This window comes from Sphingobium sp. B2D3C, from assembly GCF_025961835.1.
GTDB lineage: Bacteria > Pseudomonadota > Alphaproteobacteria > Sphingomonadales > Sphingomonadaceae > Sphingobium.
Map to the genome: position 1 here is coordinate 134366 of NZ_JAOQOK010000001.1, position 16012 is coordinate 150377.

18 protein-coding genes and 1 pseudogene are annotated in these 16012 nt (G+C 66.7%); 8 read left to right on the forward strand and 11 right to left on the reverse strand.

What is annotated here, in order from left to right; translation table 11 throughout:
• The first annotated feature begins 28 nt into the window (after positions 1–28).
• Positions 29–451 (forward strand): alternative ribosome rescue aminoacyl-tRNA hydrolase ArfB, encoded by a 423-nt coding sequence (gene arfB, locus M2339_RS00535; protein WP_264585753.1) that lies wholly within the window; start codon positions 29–31, stop codon positions 449–451.
• Positions 452–482: 31 nt separating this feature from the next.
• On the opposite strand, the gene M2339_RS00540 is transcribed toward arfB, so the two are convergent.
• Positions 483–1814, reverse strand: coding sequence for a hypothetical protein (locus M2339_RS00540; RefSeq protein WP_264587854.1), 1332 nt, complete (start codon positions 1812–1814; stop codon positions 483–485).
• 125 nt (positions 1815–1939) lie between these two features.
• Positions 1940–3091, reverse strand: coding sequence for a radical SAM family heme chaperone HemW (gene hemW / locus M2339_RS00545; RefSeq protein ID WP_264587853.1), 1152 nt, complete (start codon positions 3089–3091; stop codon positions 1940–1942).
• A gap of 180 nt (positions 3092–3271) precedes the next feature.
• On the opposite strand from hemW, the gene M2339_RS00550 reads away from it, so the two are divergent.
• Entirely contained in the window at positions 3272–3868 is a 597-nt protein-coding gene (locus M2339_RS00550; RefSeq protein WP_264587852.1) for a CAP domain-containing protein, read from the forward strand.
• A gap of 15 nt (positions 3869–3883) precedes the next feature.
• Here the strand turns inward: M2339_RS00550 and rdgB are convergent, their stop codons facing one another.
• From rdgB to rph, 3 genes are read right to left on the reverse strand one after another with little or no spacing between them, the layout of a single operon-like run.
• Entirely contained in the window at positions 3884–4507 is a 624-nt protein-coding gene (gene rdgB / locus M2339_RS00555; protein WP_264587851.1) for an RdgB/HAM1 family non-canonical purine NTP pyrophosphatase, read from the reverse strand.
• A gap of 5 nt (positions 4508–4512) precedes the next feature.
• Positions 4513–5073: a hypothetical protein gene (locus M2339_RS00560; RefSeq protein ID WP_264573600.1), complete on the reverse strand. Its 561-nt coding sequence runs from the start codon at positions 5071–5073 to the stop codon at positions 4513–4515.
• 58 nt (positions 5074–5131) lie between these two features.
• A complete protein-coding gene (rph, locus tag M2339_RS00565; RefSeq protein ID WP_264585748.1) occupies positions 5132–5848 on the reverse strand; it encodes a ribonuclease PH in 717 nt (238 codons plus the stop codon).
• Positions 5849–5939: 91 nt separating this feature from the next.
• Between rph and hrcA the strand changes: the two genes are divergently transcribed.
• From hrcA to M2339_RS00580, 3 genes are read left to right on the forward strand one after another with little or no spacing between them, the layout of a single operon-like run.
• A complete protein-coding gene (gene hrcA / locus M2339_RS00570; protein WP_264572305.1) occupies positions 5940–6983 on the forward strand; it encodes a heat-inducible transcriptional repressor HrcA in 1044 nt (347 codons plus the stop codon).
• A gap of 8 nt (positions 6984–6991) precedes the next feature.
• A complete protein-coding gene (grpE, locus tag M2339_RS00575; RefSeq protein WP_413714708.1) occupies positions 6992–7552 on the forward strand; it encodes a nucleotide exchange factor GrpE in 561 nt (186 codons plus the stop codon).
• Positions 7553–7575: 23 nt separating this feature from the next.
• Positions 7576–7929 carry a hypothetical protein gene (locus M2339_RS00580; RefSeq protein ID WP_264587849.1) on the forward strand — a complete coding sequence of 118 codons (354 nt, stop codon included), beginning with the start codon at positions 7576–7578 and terminating at the stop codon, positions 7927–7929.
• A gap of 26 nt (positions 7930–7955) precedes the next feature.
• Here the strand turns inward: M2339_RS00580 and M2339_RS00585 are convergent, their stop codons facing one another.
• Together M2339_RS00585 and M2339_RS00590 are read right to left on the reverse strand one after the other, a co-directional pair.
• A complete protein-coding gene (locus tag M2339_RS00585) occupies positions 7956–8285 on the reverse strand; it encodes a heavy metal-binding domain-containing protein (protein WP_181561513.1) in 330 nt (109 codons plus the stop codon).
• A 65-nt stretch (positions 8286–8350) separates the two neighbouring features.
• The gene (locus tag M2339_RS00590; protein ID WP_181560613.1) at positions 8351–8590 is read right to left on the reverse strand and encodes a DUF2312 domain-containing protein; all 240 of its coding nucleotides are present in this window, start codon (positions 8588–8590) and stop codon (positions 8351–8353) included.
• A gap of 198 nt (positions 8591–8788) precedes the next feature.
• Between M2339_RS00590 and M2339_RS00595 the strand changes: the two genes are divergently transcribed.
• Complete coding sequence (locus M2339_RS00595; protein WP_264587848.1) at positions 8789–9253, forward strand: carboxymuconolactone decarboxylase family protein; 465 nt, start codon at positions 8789–8791, stop codon at positions 9251–9253.
• 17 nt (positions 9254–9270) lie between these two features.
• Positions 9271–10131: a sigma-70 family RNA polymerase sigma factor gene (locus M2339_RS00600; protein ID WP_264587847.1), complete on the forward strand. Its 861-nt coding sequence runs from the start codon at positions 9271–9273 to the stop codon at positions 10129–10131.
• Between the two features lie 448 nt (positions 10132–10579).
• Here the strand turns inward: M2339_RS00600 and M2339_RS00605 are convergent.
• Positions 10580–12004 (reverse strand): annotated as a pseudogene (locus tag M2339_RS00605) (DEAD/DEAH box helicase); the annotation flags it as partial.
• A 238-nt stretch (positions 12005–12242) separates the two neighbouring features.
• Here M2339_RS00605 and M2339_RS00610 point away from each other — a divergent pair.
• The gene (locus tag M2339_RS00610) at positions 12243–12749 is read left to right on the forward strand and encodes a GNAT family N-acetyltransferase (RefSeq protein ID WP_319801018.1); all 507 of its coding nucleotides are present in this window, start codon (positions 12243–12245) and stop codon (positions 12747–12749) included.
• A 54-nt stretch (positions 12750–12803) separates the two neighbouring features.
• Here the strand turns inward: M2339_RS00610 and M2339_RS00615 are convergent, their stop codons facing one another.
• The 3 genes from M2339_RS00615 to M2339_RS00625 form a co-directional block, all read right to left on the reverse strand.
• Positions 12804–13847, reverse strand: coding sequence for an aspartate-semialdehyde dehydrogenase (locus M2339_RS00615; protein WP_264587845.1), 1044 nt, complete (start codon positions 13845–13847; stop codon positions 12804–12806).
• A gap of 295 nt (positions 13848–14142) precedes the next feature.
• Positions 14143–14484: a glycine zipper 2TM domain-containing protein gene (locus M2339_RS00620; RefSeq protein WP_264587844.1), complete on the reverse strand. Its 342-nt coding sequence runs from the start codon at positions 14482–14484 to the stop codon at positions 14143–14145.
• A 113-nt stretch (positions 14485–14597) separates the two neighbouring features.
• Complete coding sequence (locus M2339_RS00625; protein WP_264587843.1) at positions 14598–15947, reverse strand: PepSY-associated TM helix domain-containing protein; 1350 nt, start codon at positions 15945–15947, stop codon at positions 14598–14600.
• Between the last annotated feature and the right edge of the window lie 65 nt (positions 15948–16012).

Below are 16012 nucleotides of genomic sequence, written 5' to 3' on the forward strand. Positions count from 1 at the left end.
AGTGCCCCGCGCCGGGTGATGAGGGGCCATGCCGCGCATCCAGATCACGCGATCGATCAGCATCGATGAGGACGAGCTTCTCGAGAGCGCCACGCGCGCGTCCGGGGCTGGCGGTCAGCATGTCAATACCACCGACAGCGCGGTCATTCTCCGCTTCGATGTCGCCGGTTCGTCGTCGCTGCCGGAGGCGGTTAAGGTGCGCCTCGCAGCGCTGGCGGGCACACGGATGACGGGGGAGGGGGTGCTCATCTTGCGCAGCGAAGGCTCGCGCTCGCAGTTCGAGAACCGGCGCGAAGTGCGCCAGCGGCTGTGCGATCTGATCGCGCAGGCCACCATCGTGCCCAAGAAACGCAAGCCGACCAAGCCCACCAAAGCCTCGCAGGTGCGCCGTGTCGAAGGCAAGACCAAGCGCGCGTCGGTAAAAGCCGGGCGGGGGAAGTGGCGGGAGTGATGGCCTGCGAGGCCATCCGCCCCCTGTCGGATCACATCTTCACGCAGCCCCGCAAGGCCGCGCGCAGCGCCATCGTCGCATTGCTGAGCGATGCCTCGCCCTCCAGCCTGCCGTTGATCCGCAGCATCGCCGTTCCTTTCTGCTGGGTCAGCAGCGGCACCAAAGGTGTGCCGGTGATGCCGCCGATCCAGTGGGTGCCGTTGGCGCTGCCACGCTGGACGGGAATGTTGACCAGATGGCCGGCGAAATTCCAGGTCATCGTCAAGGCGTTGCCGGCGGTCGGCTTGTTGAGCAGCATCGCCATATAAGGCTTCCCGCCCTCGCAATAGAGGCTGAGGGCTTCGATGTTGGGGGATGCTGCGGCGCTGACATAGGCCATGGGCGCGCGCCCGGCGACGGGCACGACTTCCCACGGCGTGCCGGGCAGGGCCGCCGCCGTCTCGGGCGGACTGTTATCCAGCAGGGTCTTGATCTCGGGCGCGACGGGCAGCCGTGTACCGGTGGCGGGGGCGTAAACGCTCAGCTTGCCGCGTTCCCACAGGCCCACCTGCACCGCCCGCCGGGCGGGGTCGATCATGATATAGGCCTGCTCCTCGCCGCCCTTGTGCTGGGCGTTGCCGGAGAGATAATAATAATTCCCGACGCGCTTGAGCGGGGTGACGACCGAGAGATTGGTCCGCAGCACGTCCATCTTCGGCCCTAGCCGGGACTTGAGCGCCGTCGCGACGGCGCCGCGATCCAGCAGATCGATATTATCTTTGGCGTAGCTGCCCGGATATTTGCCCACGAGGCTGGCGAGGTTCGTCCATTCCGCCGGGATGCCCTGTACGGCGGCGGCCGGTGTTGCCGCTGGTCGGGGCGGCGTCGGGGCTGGCGTGCCGACGGCCGCGCTGCCCTTGCAGAGCATGAACAATCCGCCTGCCGTAAAGGCGGCATGAAAAGGGTCAGGTCTCTGACCGCGCATCAGATTGTCCTCGAACCGGATGACCCCGGCCTTTTCGTCATCATTGACGTACATATAGACGCGCCCGGAATCGCTGGCGCTGATCGGAAACGGCATGAACACGGCCGTGATGCCCTCATAGCTGGGGCCCATGAAGCTCACTGCATATTCGACGCGCGGCGGCGTGACCGTGCGGCCATTGGCGCGGAAGGTCATGCCCTTGTCGTCGATGGTGACGCGGGGCTCCCCGCTGCAATCGCCGCGCGGCGCGTAGCTGCCATAGATGTGATCGAGGCCCTGGCCCTTAAGACTGGCGATTGTCAGGGCCTGCGTAGCGCTCCCTTGCAGCGCCAGCGCACAGGCAGCGATGATCACGCCGGACCGGTGCGATGCGATTTTGCAAATGGTTGGAAAGGCCATGTCTACTCCCCCACGAAGTTGACGCCTTCCCTCAGATGAGCTGACTCGGGTGGGAAGGACTGTGGCCATTATCCACGAGTTAACCCAAATGGTCGAATGGTTAATGAGGGCGGAGCGTGGTCGCCTCAGCCTGCCATCACGATTTCCGCCAGAATGGCATCCAGCAGTAGCATTCCGGCCGGGGTGACGCGCAGGCGCTCGCCGGTTTGCTCGAGCAGGCCATGGCCGACCAGCTTTGCAATGGCGTCCTTGTCCACTAGCGACGGGCGGTCCAACCCGGTGCGCTGGCTGAGCGCGGCCAGATCGATCCCTTCGGCGAGGCGCAGGCCCATCATCAGCGCTTCGGCCGCCTGTTCGCCGCCGGGCAGCACGCGCTCCTCGGCGAGGCCATGGCCATTGCGATCCAGCGCCGCCATCCAGTTTTCGGGCTTGCGATGACGCACGGTGGCCATGCCGCCGCGCCGACCATGCGCACCGGGACCGACGCCGGCATAATCGGCATAGCGCCAGTAAGCGAGGTTGTGCCGGCTCTCCTGCCCCGGCGCGGCATGGTTGGAGACTTCATAGGCCGGGCGGCGGGCCGCCAACGTCATGGCCTGCGTCACCTCGAACAGCGTCGCGGCATGGTCCGCATCGGCGGGCACCAGCGTGCCCCGGCGCACGTCGGTTTCGAACCGCGTGCCGGGCTCGATGGTCAGTTGATAGAGCGAGAGATGATCGGTGCCGAAGCTGAGCGCGCGGGCCAGTTCGCGCTCCCAGTCCGCCTCGCTCTGGCCGGGGCGCGCATAGATGAGGTCGAGGCTGACGCGCGGCACGCAAGCCTGCGCGGCCGCCAGCGCCCTGAGGCCTTCGTCCACGCCGTGCGCCCGGCCCAGAAAGCGCAAGGCATCGTCGTCCAGCGCCTGCAGGCCCAGCGAAAGGCGGTTGACCCCGGCGGACGCCACCTGCGCGAAGCGCGCGGCCTCGGCGCTGTTCGGATTGGCCTCCATCGTGATCTCGATGTCGTGCGCGACCGCCCAGTGGCCGGTCGCCGCATCGATCAGCGCGGCCACCGTCTCGGGCGGCATCAGCGAGGGTGTGCCGCCGCCGAAGAAAATGCTGCCCAGCGTCCGGCCCGGCAGCAGCGCGGCTTCATGGGCCAGATCGGCGAGCAGCGCGGCGCGCCACGCGGCCTGATCCACCGTATCGCGAACATGGCTGTTGAAGTCGCAATAGGGGCATTTGGCCACGCAGAACGGCCAGTGGATATAGAGGGCAAGCGGCGCGGGAGAGGCCATGGCCGCCGCTATAGCGGACTGCGCGCCAAAGTCAGCCCATGGAGAATATGCCACGGTTTGATGGTTAAATATTAATTAACAATGATTTAACGCAATTTATTGGTGAAGAAAATGTTTTCCCAACCGTTCATACTCAGCTAGGTTCCCCACCGGAACCGCAGGGGGGGACGGCGGACGCACATGGACGCGGGCAAAGGGCGAGAAGTGGTGCGACGGCGTATGCTGGCGGCGATGGGCCTGCTCGCGCTCTGCACCCTGACGCCGGCGCCCGTGTTGGCTGGCGATGCGCCTTCTGCTGCCATGCCGCGCGATGCGGCGCATTTTCGCGATATCATGCTGGGTGCTCACAATGGCGAACGCGCCGCGCGGGGCGTGCCGAAGCTGGCGTGGAGCGATGAACTCGCGGCCGATGCGGCGCAGAGCGCCACCCGGCTGGCGCAGGAGCCGGATCCGATTGCGGCCCATCACAAAACCGGCGGCGCGGGCAACTATGGCGAGAATCTGTGGGCCGGCACCCGCGATGCCTATGCCTATGAGGAAATGGCGGAGAGCTGGCTGGAAGAGCGCGCGCTCTACCTGGATGCGCCGGTGCCGGACATTTCGCGCAGCGGCAATTGGGCGGATGTCGGCCATTATTCACAGATCATCTGGGCCGGCACGCGCCGCGTCGGCTGCGCGCTCCACCCCACGGCGACGCTGGACGTGCTGGTGTGCCGCTACGATCCGGCGGGCAATGTCTACGGGCACCGCGCGTCGGTCGATTACGCGGGGCGCTGAGCGCGGGGCGTCCTTTCAGAACAGCGCAGTGACCAGTTGCTCGAATGCGCGGGCGCGGTGGCTGACCGCTTGCTTGGCCTCGATGGACATCTCGCCAAAGGTCTGCGTCGCCCCGATCGGCAGGAACACCGGATCATAGCCAAAGCCCTGCGCGCCGCGCGGCGGCCAGACAAGGCTGCCGGCGACGCGACCCTCGAACAAAACGGTCTCGCCATCCGGCCAGGCGAGGCAGAGCGTGCAGACGAAGGCCGCGCTGCGGTCCGCCTGCGGGCCTTGCGCGCAGAGCAGGCCTTCGACCTTGCCCATCGCCATATACCAGTCGCGCCCGGGCTCGCCCTCGAACCACTGCCGCTCCGCCCAGTCGGCGGTGTAGACGCCGGGCCGTCCGCCCAGCGCCGCCACATCGAGGCCACTGTCATCGGCCAGCGCGGGCAGGCCGGAGGCAGTGGCGGAGGCGAGCGCCTTGAGGGCGGCGTTTTCCGCGAAGGTGGTGCCGGTCTCCTCCGGCTCGGGCAGGCCGAGCGATCCGGCAGACACCGGCGCCATGCCATAAGGCCCGAGCAGCGCGCTGATCTCGCGCACCTTGCCTTCATTGTGGCTCGCGATGACGAGCTTGCCGGGTTCCAGTTTGCCGGTCATTGCGTTCATCGGGCCGAGGTGATTTTTAGGTCTGTAAAGAGAAATTCGCCAGTGGAGCAGACGATACGCACCACGGGGTCCGGCACCGCGAACGCTATTCTCGTTTCTTCGCCAGCGATCGTGCCCACGACGGACTGACCGTCGAACGTTAGAGAGAAATCATAGACCGGGGCATCTTCCGCGATGCCGAAGAGCTGATGTTCGACTTCTTGTCCACCGTGGAACTCATCCCACTGGAGGTATTGCACGACAGCATTCCTGTCCCTGGTCTTCAACCCTACCTTGCTGGCGAGCAATGCTTTCAAGATGAAGCCGGCCTGATCACCCGAGGATTGTCCCGGCGGCGACGCAGCCATGAAGTGAACGCGCGCAAGCGGTGCCCACTTGCTATCTTTGGCGATGTTCAGCAGCTTCATTTTCCCGGATACTGTCACCGAGCCCTCCGGCACGGGAAATGTCAGCTCGGAGAAATGCCCCGGAGCCGTATCGCAGGCATAGGTGATGCCCCTCGTTTGCGCGTTCGGGGCCTGCGCAATTGCCACTGTCGGGGTGATAAGGAGCGCCAAGCCCAAACATGATCGCCAGATTGTCATTCGATATCCCCCTTCGTTTTTCCAAACTGACTTACCGCCCCGTGGCGCGGTCCTGCGCGGCGAAGATCTGCGTGCAGCCGATGCGTGCGAGGCGCAGCAGGCGCAGCAGCGCTTCCTCGTCATAGGTTGCGCCTTCCGCCGTGGCCTGAGCCTCGGCAATGTTGCCGTTGGAGAGCAGCACGAAGTTCGCGTCGGCATGGGCATTGCTGTCCTCGATATAATCGAGGTCGAGCACCGGATTGCCCTGATAGATGCCGCAGGAGACGGCGGCGACCTTCGCCTGAATCGGGTCGGTCGTCAGCGCGCCGCTGGCGAGCAGCTTGTCCACTGCGATCCGCAGCGCCACCCAGGCGCCGGAGATGCTGGCCGTGCGGGTGCCGCCATCGGCCTGGATCACGTCGCAATCGAGCGTGATCTGCCGCTCGCCAAGGGCCTTGAGGTCCACCACCGCCCGGAGCGAGCGGCCGATCAGCCGCTGAATCTCCTGCGTGCGCCCAGACTGCTTGCCCTTGGCTGCCTCGCGTGACCCACGCGTGTGCGTGGCACGGGGGAGCATGCCATATTCCGCCGTCACCCAGCCTTCGCCCTTGCCGCGCAGAAACGGCGGCACCCGCTCTTCTACGCTCGCCGTGCAGAGCACCCGCGTATCGCCAAAGGAAACGAGGCAGCTGCCCTCGGCATGAACGGTGAAGCCGGGTTCCATGGCGATCGTGCGCATTTCGTCGGGGGCGCGGCCGGATGGGCGCATGAGCATGTCCTTTTGTCTGCTGAAATTTGCCCGCGCTCTAGCGCCCCTGTTGCGACTTGGCCAGCGCCGCGCGCCGTCCTACATACAGGGCATGTCCGGCCCGCCCATCAACCTTTTGAGCGATCGCGCGCGCGATATCTTTCGCGTCGTCGTGGAATCCTACATCGGCACCGGGGCGCCGGTCGGCTCGCGCACGATCAGCCGGTTGAGCGGGCTCAATCTCTCGCCGGCGTCGATCCGCAATGTGATGCAGGATCTCGAGGAAGCGGGGTTGCTCGCTGCGCCGCACACCTCGGCGGGGCGGATGCCGACCGAATCCGGCCTGCGTCTGTTCGTGGACGCCATGATGCAGGTCGCCGAGCCCTCCGAGGACGAGAAGCGCGCCATCGAGCGGCAGCTGACCGGGGAAGGGCCGATCGAGGAAGCACTCAACGCCGCCTCGGCTCTGCTCTCGGGCCTGTCTGCCTGCGCCGGGCTGGTGATGGTTCCGCGCCGCGAGACGCTGCTCAAGCAGTTCGGTTTTGCCTGGCTTTCGGACCGGCAGGCGCTGGCCGTGCTGGTCGGGCAGGATGGCACCGTCGAGAACCGCATTGTCGATCTGCCGCCGGGCACGACGCCATCGATGCTCGTGGAAGCGGCCAATTATCTCTCCGCCCACGCCACCGGCCGCACGCTGAGCGAGGTGCAGGCCTGGCTGAGCGGACAGATCGAAGCGGAGGAAACGGCGCTTGATGAGGCTTCGCGCCATTTGGTCGCGCGGGGCGTGGCAGCGTGGAGTCGCGATACCGAGGATCGGCCCGTGCTAATCGTGCGCGGCCAGGCCAATCTGCTCGACGAGCAATCCGCCGCCGATCTGGAGCGCGTGCGCCAGTTGCTGGACGAGCTGGAGGGCAAGAGCGAGATCGCCCGCCTGCTGGACAGCGCCCGCGCCGGTGCCGCGACCAAGATCTTCATCGGCTCGGAGAACAAGCTCTTTTCCCTGAGCGGCTCTTCGGTCATAGCAGCGCCATATCGCGGACCCGGTGGGCAGGTGGTCGGCGTGGTCGGTGTGATCGGCCCAACCCGGTTGAACTATGCCCGCGTCGTCCCCATGGTGGACTTCACCGCACAGACCCTCAGCAGATTGATGAAATGACGGAAGACATGACTGACCAGACCAACAATGAGAATGAGACCCTGGCCGCTGACATCGCCGAGGGCGCGGGCGAGACGCTGAGCCGCGAGGAGATCGCCGCCGCGCGCATCGCCGCGCTGGAGGAAGATCTGGCCAACGCCAAGCAGGAAACGCTCTACGCCGTCGCGGATACCCAGAATGTCCGTCGCCGGCTGGAGAAGGAACTGGCCGATACCCGCGCTTATGCCGCGACCGCCTTCGCCCGCGACATTCTTTCCGTGGCCGACAATCTCAGTCGCGCGCTGGAGGCCATTCCGGCCGAGCTGCGCGCGGACGAGAAGGTGAAAGGCCTGATCGCGGGCCTCGATGCCACCGGCAAAGAGATGGAGAGCGCGCTGCGCAAGCATGGCGTGGAAAAGTTCACCTCGGTGGGCGAGCCGCTCGATCCCAACAAGCATCAGGCGATGATCGAGATGCCCTCGGCAGAGGCTGCGCCCGGCACCATCGTGCAGGAGATGCAGGCCGGCTACATGATCAAGGATCGCCTGCTGCGCCCGGCTTTGGTCGGCGTGGCCAAGGCGGCGGAGTAACAGGCGCCATGCGCGGCGCGGCCATGACTGTCCTTACGGGGCTGGTCGCGCTCGCCTGGCCGGTCGCGGCGCCGCTGGCGGCACAGGCGCCTGTCGCGTCACCCGCACCGAGTCCGGACGCGCTCTCGCAGGCCTTGCGGGATCATGGCAGCGGGGAGGTGGATGCCGGTGATCTGCGCGCCGTGACCTGCGCGGAAACCAGTGAGGCGCCCGGCGCCTTCGATTGCCAGTGGGAGCAGCGCCGGGACGGCAACTGGCATCCCTATACAAGCTGGCTGGCGCTGGTCGGCGCGCAATGGACCATGCTCGATGCGCCGATCCCGGTGCCGGATTTCAATCGCGGGAAGCTCAAGCCGCTGGCGCCGTCCACCCCCTGAGTGGCGGCGGCGCGTCCGGCGTTAACTCAGGCCGGGTCTGCGAGTAGCACCGCCGTGCCGGTGGCCGAGACCATCAGCATCGACCCGCCCGAGCCGAGCACTTCATAATCCAGGTCCACGCCGATGATCGCATTGCCACCGGCTGCGGCTGCGCGCTGGCGCATTTCCGCCATGGCTTCCTCGCGGGCGCGGCTCAGCACTTCCTCATAGGCGCCGGCCCGCCCGCCAACGATATCGCGCACGCTGGCGAAGAGATCGCGGAAGAGATTGGCACCCACGATCACTTCGCCGGTCACCACGCCGCAATAACGCTGCACCGTGCGGCCATCGATATTGTTGGTGGTCGTGACGATCATCTCGGTCGGGGCATTGCCCCAGGGATTATCGGCCATCTCTCCGCTCCTCTCGCCGTGCGTGCGGCTTATTCCATGCCAAGGGCCGCCAGATAGGTCTGGAGGATCGCCTCCATCTCCTGGCGATCATGCGGCGGCAGCTTCCGCAGGCGGACGATCTGGCGCATGATCTTGACGTCATAGCCTGTTGCCTTGGCTTCGCCATAGACATCCTTGATGTCGTCCGAGATGCCCTTCTTTTCTTCTTCGAGGCGCTCGATGCGCTCGATGAGAAGGCGCAACTGGTCGGCGGCGATGTTGTCGCTCATGTCTGCAAGGTCTCCGGATGGAATGTGTCAGAATCGAATGCGCGGTCCTAGCCAGCCGCTGCCCTTCCTGTCTAGGCATCGATCGCACCGGACGGCGTAGCCATTGCGCAGGCGGCAGAAAAAATTTCCCGCCATGTCACAATCGCCGTCCGCCCACTCGTCATGCCTGTGCAAACCCGATGGACAGGAGACACGATCATGACCGCACGCCTCGATCCCTTCACCGCCGCGCCCGCGCTCATCAAGCAATGGATGGCGACCTCGCTTGCCATCAACGACAGCCTGGAGCCTGCGCTGGTGGAACTGGTGAAGGCCCGCGCCTCGCAGATCAACCATTGCGCCAACTGCCTCAACATGCACACCGCCGAAGCACGCGAAAAGGGCGAGAGCGAGCAGCGCCTCTACTTGCTCTCGGTCTGGCGCGAGGCGCCATGCTATAGCGCACGGGAGCGGGCCGCGCTGGCGTGGACCGAGGCGCTTACGCGTCTGTCGGAAGGGCATGGCGGAAAGGACGAAGCCTATGCACAGCTCGCGGCCCACTTCAGCGAGGAAGAGCAGGTGAAGCTGACGTTGCTGATCAACATCATCAATGGCTGGAACCGCCTCGCGGTCGGCTTCGACTTGTGGATCGAAACGCCGGCGACCCGCAAGCTGGCTGCCTGATGCGCGCCGGGCATCCCATGTCCCCTCATCAGCAGGAGGATGCAGCGATCAGCTTCGATCCGCTGCGTCCCCGGCTGGTGCGGGTCGCCTACCGAATGCTCGGCTCCGTCGCCGATGCCGAGGATGTGGTGCAGGAGGCATTCATTCGCTGGATGCGGGTCGAACGCGCGGAGGTGCGCGAGCCGGAGGCGTTCCTCCGCCGTACCGTTACGCGGCTTTGCCTGGATCATGCCAAGTCGGCGCGGGTCCAGCGGGAGCATTATGTCGGGCCATGGCTGCCCGAGCCGGTCATCGAGGACGAGGATGAGCAGGAGGATGTGACCCTGCCGCTGATGCTCGCGCTGGAGCGGCTCTCACCGCTCGAGCGCGCGGCGTTCCTGCTGCATGATGTGTTCGGCGTCTCGTTCGAGGAAATTGCCGCCACCATCGATCGCGAGCCGGCGGCCTGCCGCCAGCTTGCCGCTCGGGCACGGGACCATGTGCGGCAGGCGCGGCCCCGCTTCGACGTTGAGAAGCAGCGGGGTCTGGAGATCGCGAGCGCCTTCTTCGCGGCGTCGCGCACCGGCGACATGACCGCGCTCGGCGCGATGTTGGCTGCTGATGTCAGCATGCACGCAGATGGCGGGGGCAAGCGTTCGGCAGCGGTCGCCGAGGTTCTCGGGCGACGCAATGTGCTGCTGTTTCACAAGGCGCTGGCGGTGCTGTTTCGCAAGCATGGCTCACAGCTTGTGCGCACAGCGCTCATCAATGGCCTGCCGGGGTTCGTGACGCGCGAGGCCGATGGCGAGCTGCAGACCACGGCCTTCGAGATCGAGGCAGGGCGCATCATTGGCATCTATGTGGTGCGCAATCCCGATAAATTGCGGCACTTGCACTAGGCGGAATGCAGTGAGGGGGAAGCAGCGCTCCCCCCTCATCGGATCTCAAGGATATCGGCCTGACGGATCAGCCAGCGCGACCGGCGCCGCTGCGACGACCGCCACCGGGATTGCCTTGCGGACGTCCGCCGCCGAAGTGGCGCGGACGCTGACCGCCCGGCTTGCGGGCGCGGTCGCCCTCGGAGCGGGTGTCCGTCTGGCGCTGTTCGCCCGATGCGGCAGCATAGACCGGGCGCAGGCGCTTGGGCAGGCGCTCGGCATCCATTGTCGCGGCAGGTTCAGGGCGCTGGGCCAGCGGGTCGAAGCCGGGGCGGTTCGGGGCGTGGCCATCATGATAGCGGCCGCCGGGATTGCGCTGGCCGCTGCGCTGGGCGTCCTGCCCATCGCGAGGCGCGCGCGCCGGGCGGGCGGTCTGGCCGTCCCGCTCGCCACGGAAGGGGCGTTCGCCGCGTTCACCGGCATTCCGGCGCTGGCCATCCTGACCGGGCGCGCGGTCGAAGCGGGCCGGGCGCTCGCCGCGTCCCTCGCCCCGTCCATCATGGCGCGGTGCGCCGGCGCCGGCTTCGCGACGGTCGTCGGACCGGCCGCGTTCCGGGCGATCGCGGCGCTGCTGCGAGTCGGGGCGACGGCCCGGGCCCTGACCGCGTCCCTGACGGCGCCCATCGGCATCGCCGACGGCGTCCGCAACAGCAGCCTTGGAGGGCAGCGGCAGACGGCGGGCTTCTACCACGAAGTCCTCGGGCAGCGGCATCACCGCCAGCTTGACGCGGGTGAGCTTCTCGATGTCGCGCAGATAGGGCTTTTCGTCAGGCGCGACGAAGCTCATCGCAATACCATCGGCGCCGGCACGGGCCGTGCGGCCGATGCGGTGGACATATTGCTCGGCGACATTGGGCAGCTCGAAGTTGAAGACATGGCTCACGCCCGACACGTCGATGCCGCGCGCGGCAATGTCGGTCGCAACCAGTACCTGCACGCTCCCGGTACGGAAGCCCTGCAGGGCAGCGGTGCGCTGGCCCTGGCTCTTGTTGCCGTGAATGGCCGCCGCGCTGATCTTGGCGGCGACGAGGTGCCGCGCCACGCGGTCCGCGCCGTGCTTGGTGCGGGTGAAGACGAGCGCCCGGTCGAGCGCGCCGGATGCGATGGCGTCGCGCAGGCGCAGGGTCAGCAGCGCCTGCTTCTCCTTCTGGTCGATGAACGTCGCATATTGCTCCACGCGCTCGGCGGTGGTGGATTGCGGCGCAACCTCGACCTTGACCGGATCGTTGATGAAGCGCTTGCCCAGCTCCGCAATCGCCTGCGGCATGGTCGCGGAGAAGAACAGGCTCTGGCGCTCGGCCGGCAGCATCTTGGCGATCTGCGTGAGCGGCTTGATGAAGCCCAGGTCCATCATCTGGTCGGCCTCGTCGAGCACGAAGATCTCGACATTGCGCAGCGTCAGCGCGCGCTGGTCGATCAGGTCGAGCAGGCGGCCCGGCGTCGCGACCAGAATGTCGGTGCCCGGCACCAGCGCGCGGGCCTGCTTGCCCACCGGCACGCCGCCAAAGACGACCTGCACGTTGAGGCTGAGATACTTGGCATAGCCGCGCATGTTCTCGGCGATCTGCGCCGCCAGCTCGCGGGTGGGCGAGAGCACCAGCATCCGGCATGAGGCCGGCTTGCGGGGCTGGGGATTGTTGAACAGCCGGTGCAGCGAGGGCAGCGAGAAGGCTGCGGTCTTGCCGGTGCCGGTCTGCGCGATGCCGAGCAGGTCACGGCCCTGCATCAGCGCCGGAATGGCCTGCTGCTGGATCGGCGTGGGATCCGCATAACCCTTGGTCTCAAGGGCGCGGAGGATAGGCTCGGCAAGGCCAAGCTCATTGAAAAAAGACATGAATAGACTTTCGATATGACATGCGTCGCCCTCGCGTCTGTCGCGAGCGGGCGCAGCAGTGGTCTCCAAACGGGCGACCCTGCGTGAATAAGGAAGCTTGAGCGATTCTCGCATCCGTCCGTCCCGGCGGCCCTTGTGCAAGATGCGGGGCCTCACGCTGCGCGGGATTGCGCCGGATCACTAATCCTGGCGCCGAATGCTGCGATGCACATAGAGGGCGTTTGTGGAAAAAGCAAGTATGCTCGCGTCGGCATGCGATTTCGGCCGCGCCGCCGAGCCGGTCGTCAGCCTTGCCATGCCCAGCATTCGGCCTACTAATCAGCCTATGCCGCTTCATATCACCGTGCCTGAACAGCCCTCCGAGGCCGACCGCAATGCCGTGTTTGTACCCTTGCTGGCCTATAACATCGCGCAAGCGGGGAATCCGAATATCCGCCCTATCGCCATTCTGCTGACCGACGAGCAGGGCGAGCGGGTGGGCGGCATCTGGGGCAAATGCTCCTATGACTGGATGTTCGTGGAGCTTCTCGCCATCGCGCCGGAGCATCGCGGCGGCGGCCATGGCAAGGCGCTGATGGCCGAGGCAGAGCGGGTGGCACGTGCCCATGGCTGTGTCGGCATCTGGCTCGACACCTATGCCTTTCAGGCGCGCGGCTTTTACGAGAAGCTGGGCTTTAGCGTGTTCGGCACGCTGGACGATCATCCCGTCGGGCAGCAGCGCTTCTTCCTGAGCAAGCGCCTCTGAGAGCAGCGCTCTATGTCCTCCCCGACCAGCGGCCGGGGAGGCACGATATGGATTTTAGCGCCCGGCGAGCACTTCGCCGATCTGCACGGCATTGAGCGCGGCGCCCTTGCGAAGGTTGTCGCCGACGACGAACATGGCGAGGCCATGCTCAACCGTGCGGTCCGGGCGCACGCGACCGACGAACACCGGGTCGGCGCCCGTCGCGTCGAGCGCGTTTGGCACATCGCTTACCACCACGCCCGGCGCCTTGCCGAGCAGCGCCAGCGCCGTTTCCGCATCGATCGGCCGCTCGAACTCGGCATTGATGGAGAGGCCGTGGCCGGTGAACACGGGCACGCGCACGCAGGTGCCGGAGACGGGCAGGCCGGGGATCTCGAGGATCTTGCGGCTCTCGTCGCGCAGCTTCAGCTCTTCCTCGGTATAGCCGTCCTCACCCAGCACATAGTTGAGCGGCACGATGTTGTTGGTGATCGGCACCGCCCACTTCTCGGGCTGGGGTACGAAGTCGGCCTTGCCGTTGAAGGCGAGCGCGGCGCCCTTGTCGCCCACGGCGGCGATCTGGCGCGCCAGCACGTCGATGCCTTCCATGCCGCCACCGGAGACGGCCTGATAGGTGGCGACGATCAGGCGCTTGAGGCCGGCGGCTTCATGCAGCGGCTTGAGCACGGGCATCGCTGCCATGGTGGTGCAATTGGGGTTGGCGACGATACCCTTGGGCAGGTTTGCCAGCGCATGCGGGTTCACTTCGGAGACGACGAGCGGCACCGCCGGGTCGGAGCGCCAGGCCGAGCTGTTGTCGACCACGATAGCGCCCGCTGCGGCGACCTTGGGTGCCAGCGCCTTGCTGGTAGAGCCACCGGCGGAGAAGAACACGATATCGAGGCCGGCGAAGTCGGCGGTCGCGGCGTCTTCCACCGTCACCTGCTGGCCCTTGAACTCGACCTGCGATCCAGCGGAGCGCGCCGAGGCAAAGAGGCGCAGCGTGCCGACCGGGAAATCGCGCTCGGCGAGCAACTGGCGCATCATCGAGCCAACCAGGCCGGTGGCGCCGACCACGCCGACATTCAGGCGGGCATCGGGGGAAAAGCGGGCAACCATCTATACGTTCCTTCCTGTTGATTGAAGGACGCGGCGGTCAGGCTTTCGTCTGGAAAGTCGGCCCCGCGCACTTCGCGGGGCTTCCTGTCCGGCTGATCGTGGCTCTTTAGGCCGCGCGCATCCGAACCGCCCCGCTGATGCGGGTCGGTTTGGTAATAATCGGCTGAACGATCATCATGGACATGGCGCGCGCCTCTAGCGAGCGCAGCGCCTGCTGTAAATGGCAAAGATGCCTGCTCTCGGGGGAAAGCAGGCATCCCCTATTTTCAACCACGTTTTCAAAATTTACAGCAGATCAGCGGCAGCGCACTTCGCCACGGTCGATCGAGCGGCCGAGCAGACCGCCACCCACAGCGCCCAGCAAGGTGCCAACGGTCCGATCGCCCTTGGTGTCCACCGCGCGCCCAGCCAGTGCGCCGACGCCGGCACCGATCAGCAGACCGGTCGTGCCGTCATTGCGCTTGCAGCGATACCGGCCATCGTTGCCGCGCCACACGCGGTCGTTATGGGAAAGGGCGCGGCCATTGTCGCGATCGTGCGCGCGCGCGTTATGATGCCGGTGCGGCGGATCGGCCATGGCCGGCGCCATGGGCATCGAGAGCGCCATCAGCGCCGTGGCGAGCAGGATCTTCTTCATCGGACTCATCCCCGTAATATTCACACAAAGGACCGACGCGCCTCGCGCCGGCTCGTGCTGGATAACGCCGCACAACCGCCCTCGTTCCGCCTGCCCAACGATTCATCGCACCGTCAGCGTGCAATGGCGGCTCCGTTGCGCCAGCGGGCAACCAGCATGTCGAGGGCCAACGCGGCCGCCAGCGTGAGACCGGTCAACGGCAGGCACAGGCCGATGGCGAGCATGATCGCCGCGACGCCGCGCGCCTTGCGTGGGTCGGCGGGCCGGGCCGGCGCCTCCAGCCGTCCACCCTTGCGGCGCTTCCACCAGAGCACGGGCGCGGTGAGGCACAGCAGCATCAGCGCGAGGCAGCCGAGCAGCATCAGCGTGCGGTTGATTTCGCCATATTGCTGGCCCTGATGGGTCGCGATGCCCCATTCGATCGCCCGCGCGCCGATGCCAAAATGCGCAAAGCGGGCATCCTGCATCACCGCGCCGCTTGCCGGATCGATGTAGATGGCGCGCGAATCCTGCGCCCGGCGCACGGTCTGCGAGATGAGATAGGGCGCGCCGTCCGTCATCGGCAGGGTGAGCGTCCACGGGGCGGCGAGGCCCCGCTGGCCGGCAATCTCCGCCGCCCGGTCGACGCCGATGTCGTCGCTGCCGGAAGCGGCGGGTGGCGCTGCCTCCTGCATCGACCAGGGCAGGCTTTGTTTCGCGCCCTCGTCATGGCCATGATCGTGATGCGCGCGCGGCGCCGGCGCTTCCCATCGGTTGGGGCCGGGCGCCTTGGGGCGGCCCAGCTCCGCGCGGGCGACCCAGCCCTGCAACTGCTTGCCGGCAAAGCCGGACCAGGGCAGGCCGGTGATTGCCAGAAACAGGATCACCCCGCCGGCGAGCAATCCGGTCGAAGCGTGCAGATCGCGCCAGAACAGCCGCCCGCGCGCCTGCCCGCGCAGGCCGACGACCGGGCTGCCGCGCCGGGGCCACCACAGGTAAAGCCCGGTCAGCACCAGCAGGATCGCCCAGCCCGCGACGATCTCCACCAGCGCATTGCCCACCGGTCCGGTGATGATGAGGCTGTGCAGATCGCGCACGGTCTGCATGATGCCGCCGGCCTGCGCGGTGCCGAGCAGCTTGCCGCGATAGGGATCGACAAAGGCGAGCCGGCGCGCGCCGTCCGCGCCCTGCAGGGTCATGCGCCAGCTCTCTGTCGGCTCGGCAGGCCGCTGGATCTGGCTCACCTGCTGGCCGGATTCCCGCTCGACGGTGGCGATCATCTCGCTCAGCGGCTGGGGCGCATCCTTTGGCGTCACATGCGACCAGTCCGCATAGACCAGCCGTTCGATCTCCGGTTTGTAGAGATAGAGCGCGCCGGTGATCGCCATCCACAGCAGCACCGGGAGGACGATCAGCCCGGCATAGAAATGCCAGCGCCAGACAGCCTGATAGAAGCCGCCGCCGGTCTTGGAGCGCGCGCTCATCGGTGGTCTCCGGCGGAGATTGGCGCGCGGGCGAGGGGAAGGCGGCGCATGGATGCGCAGCAGTA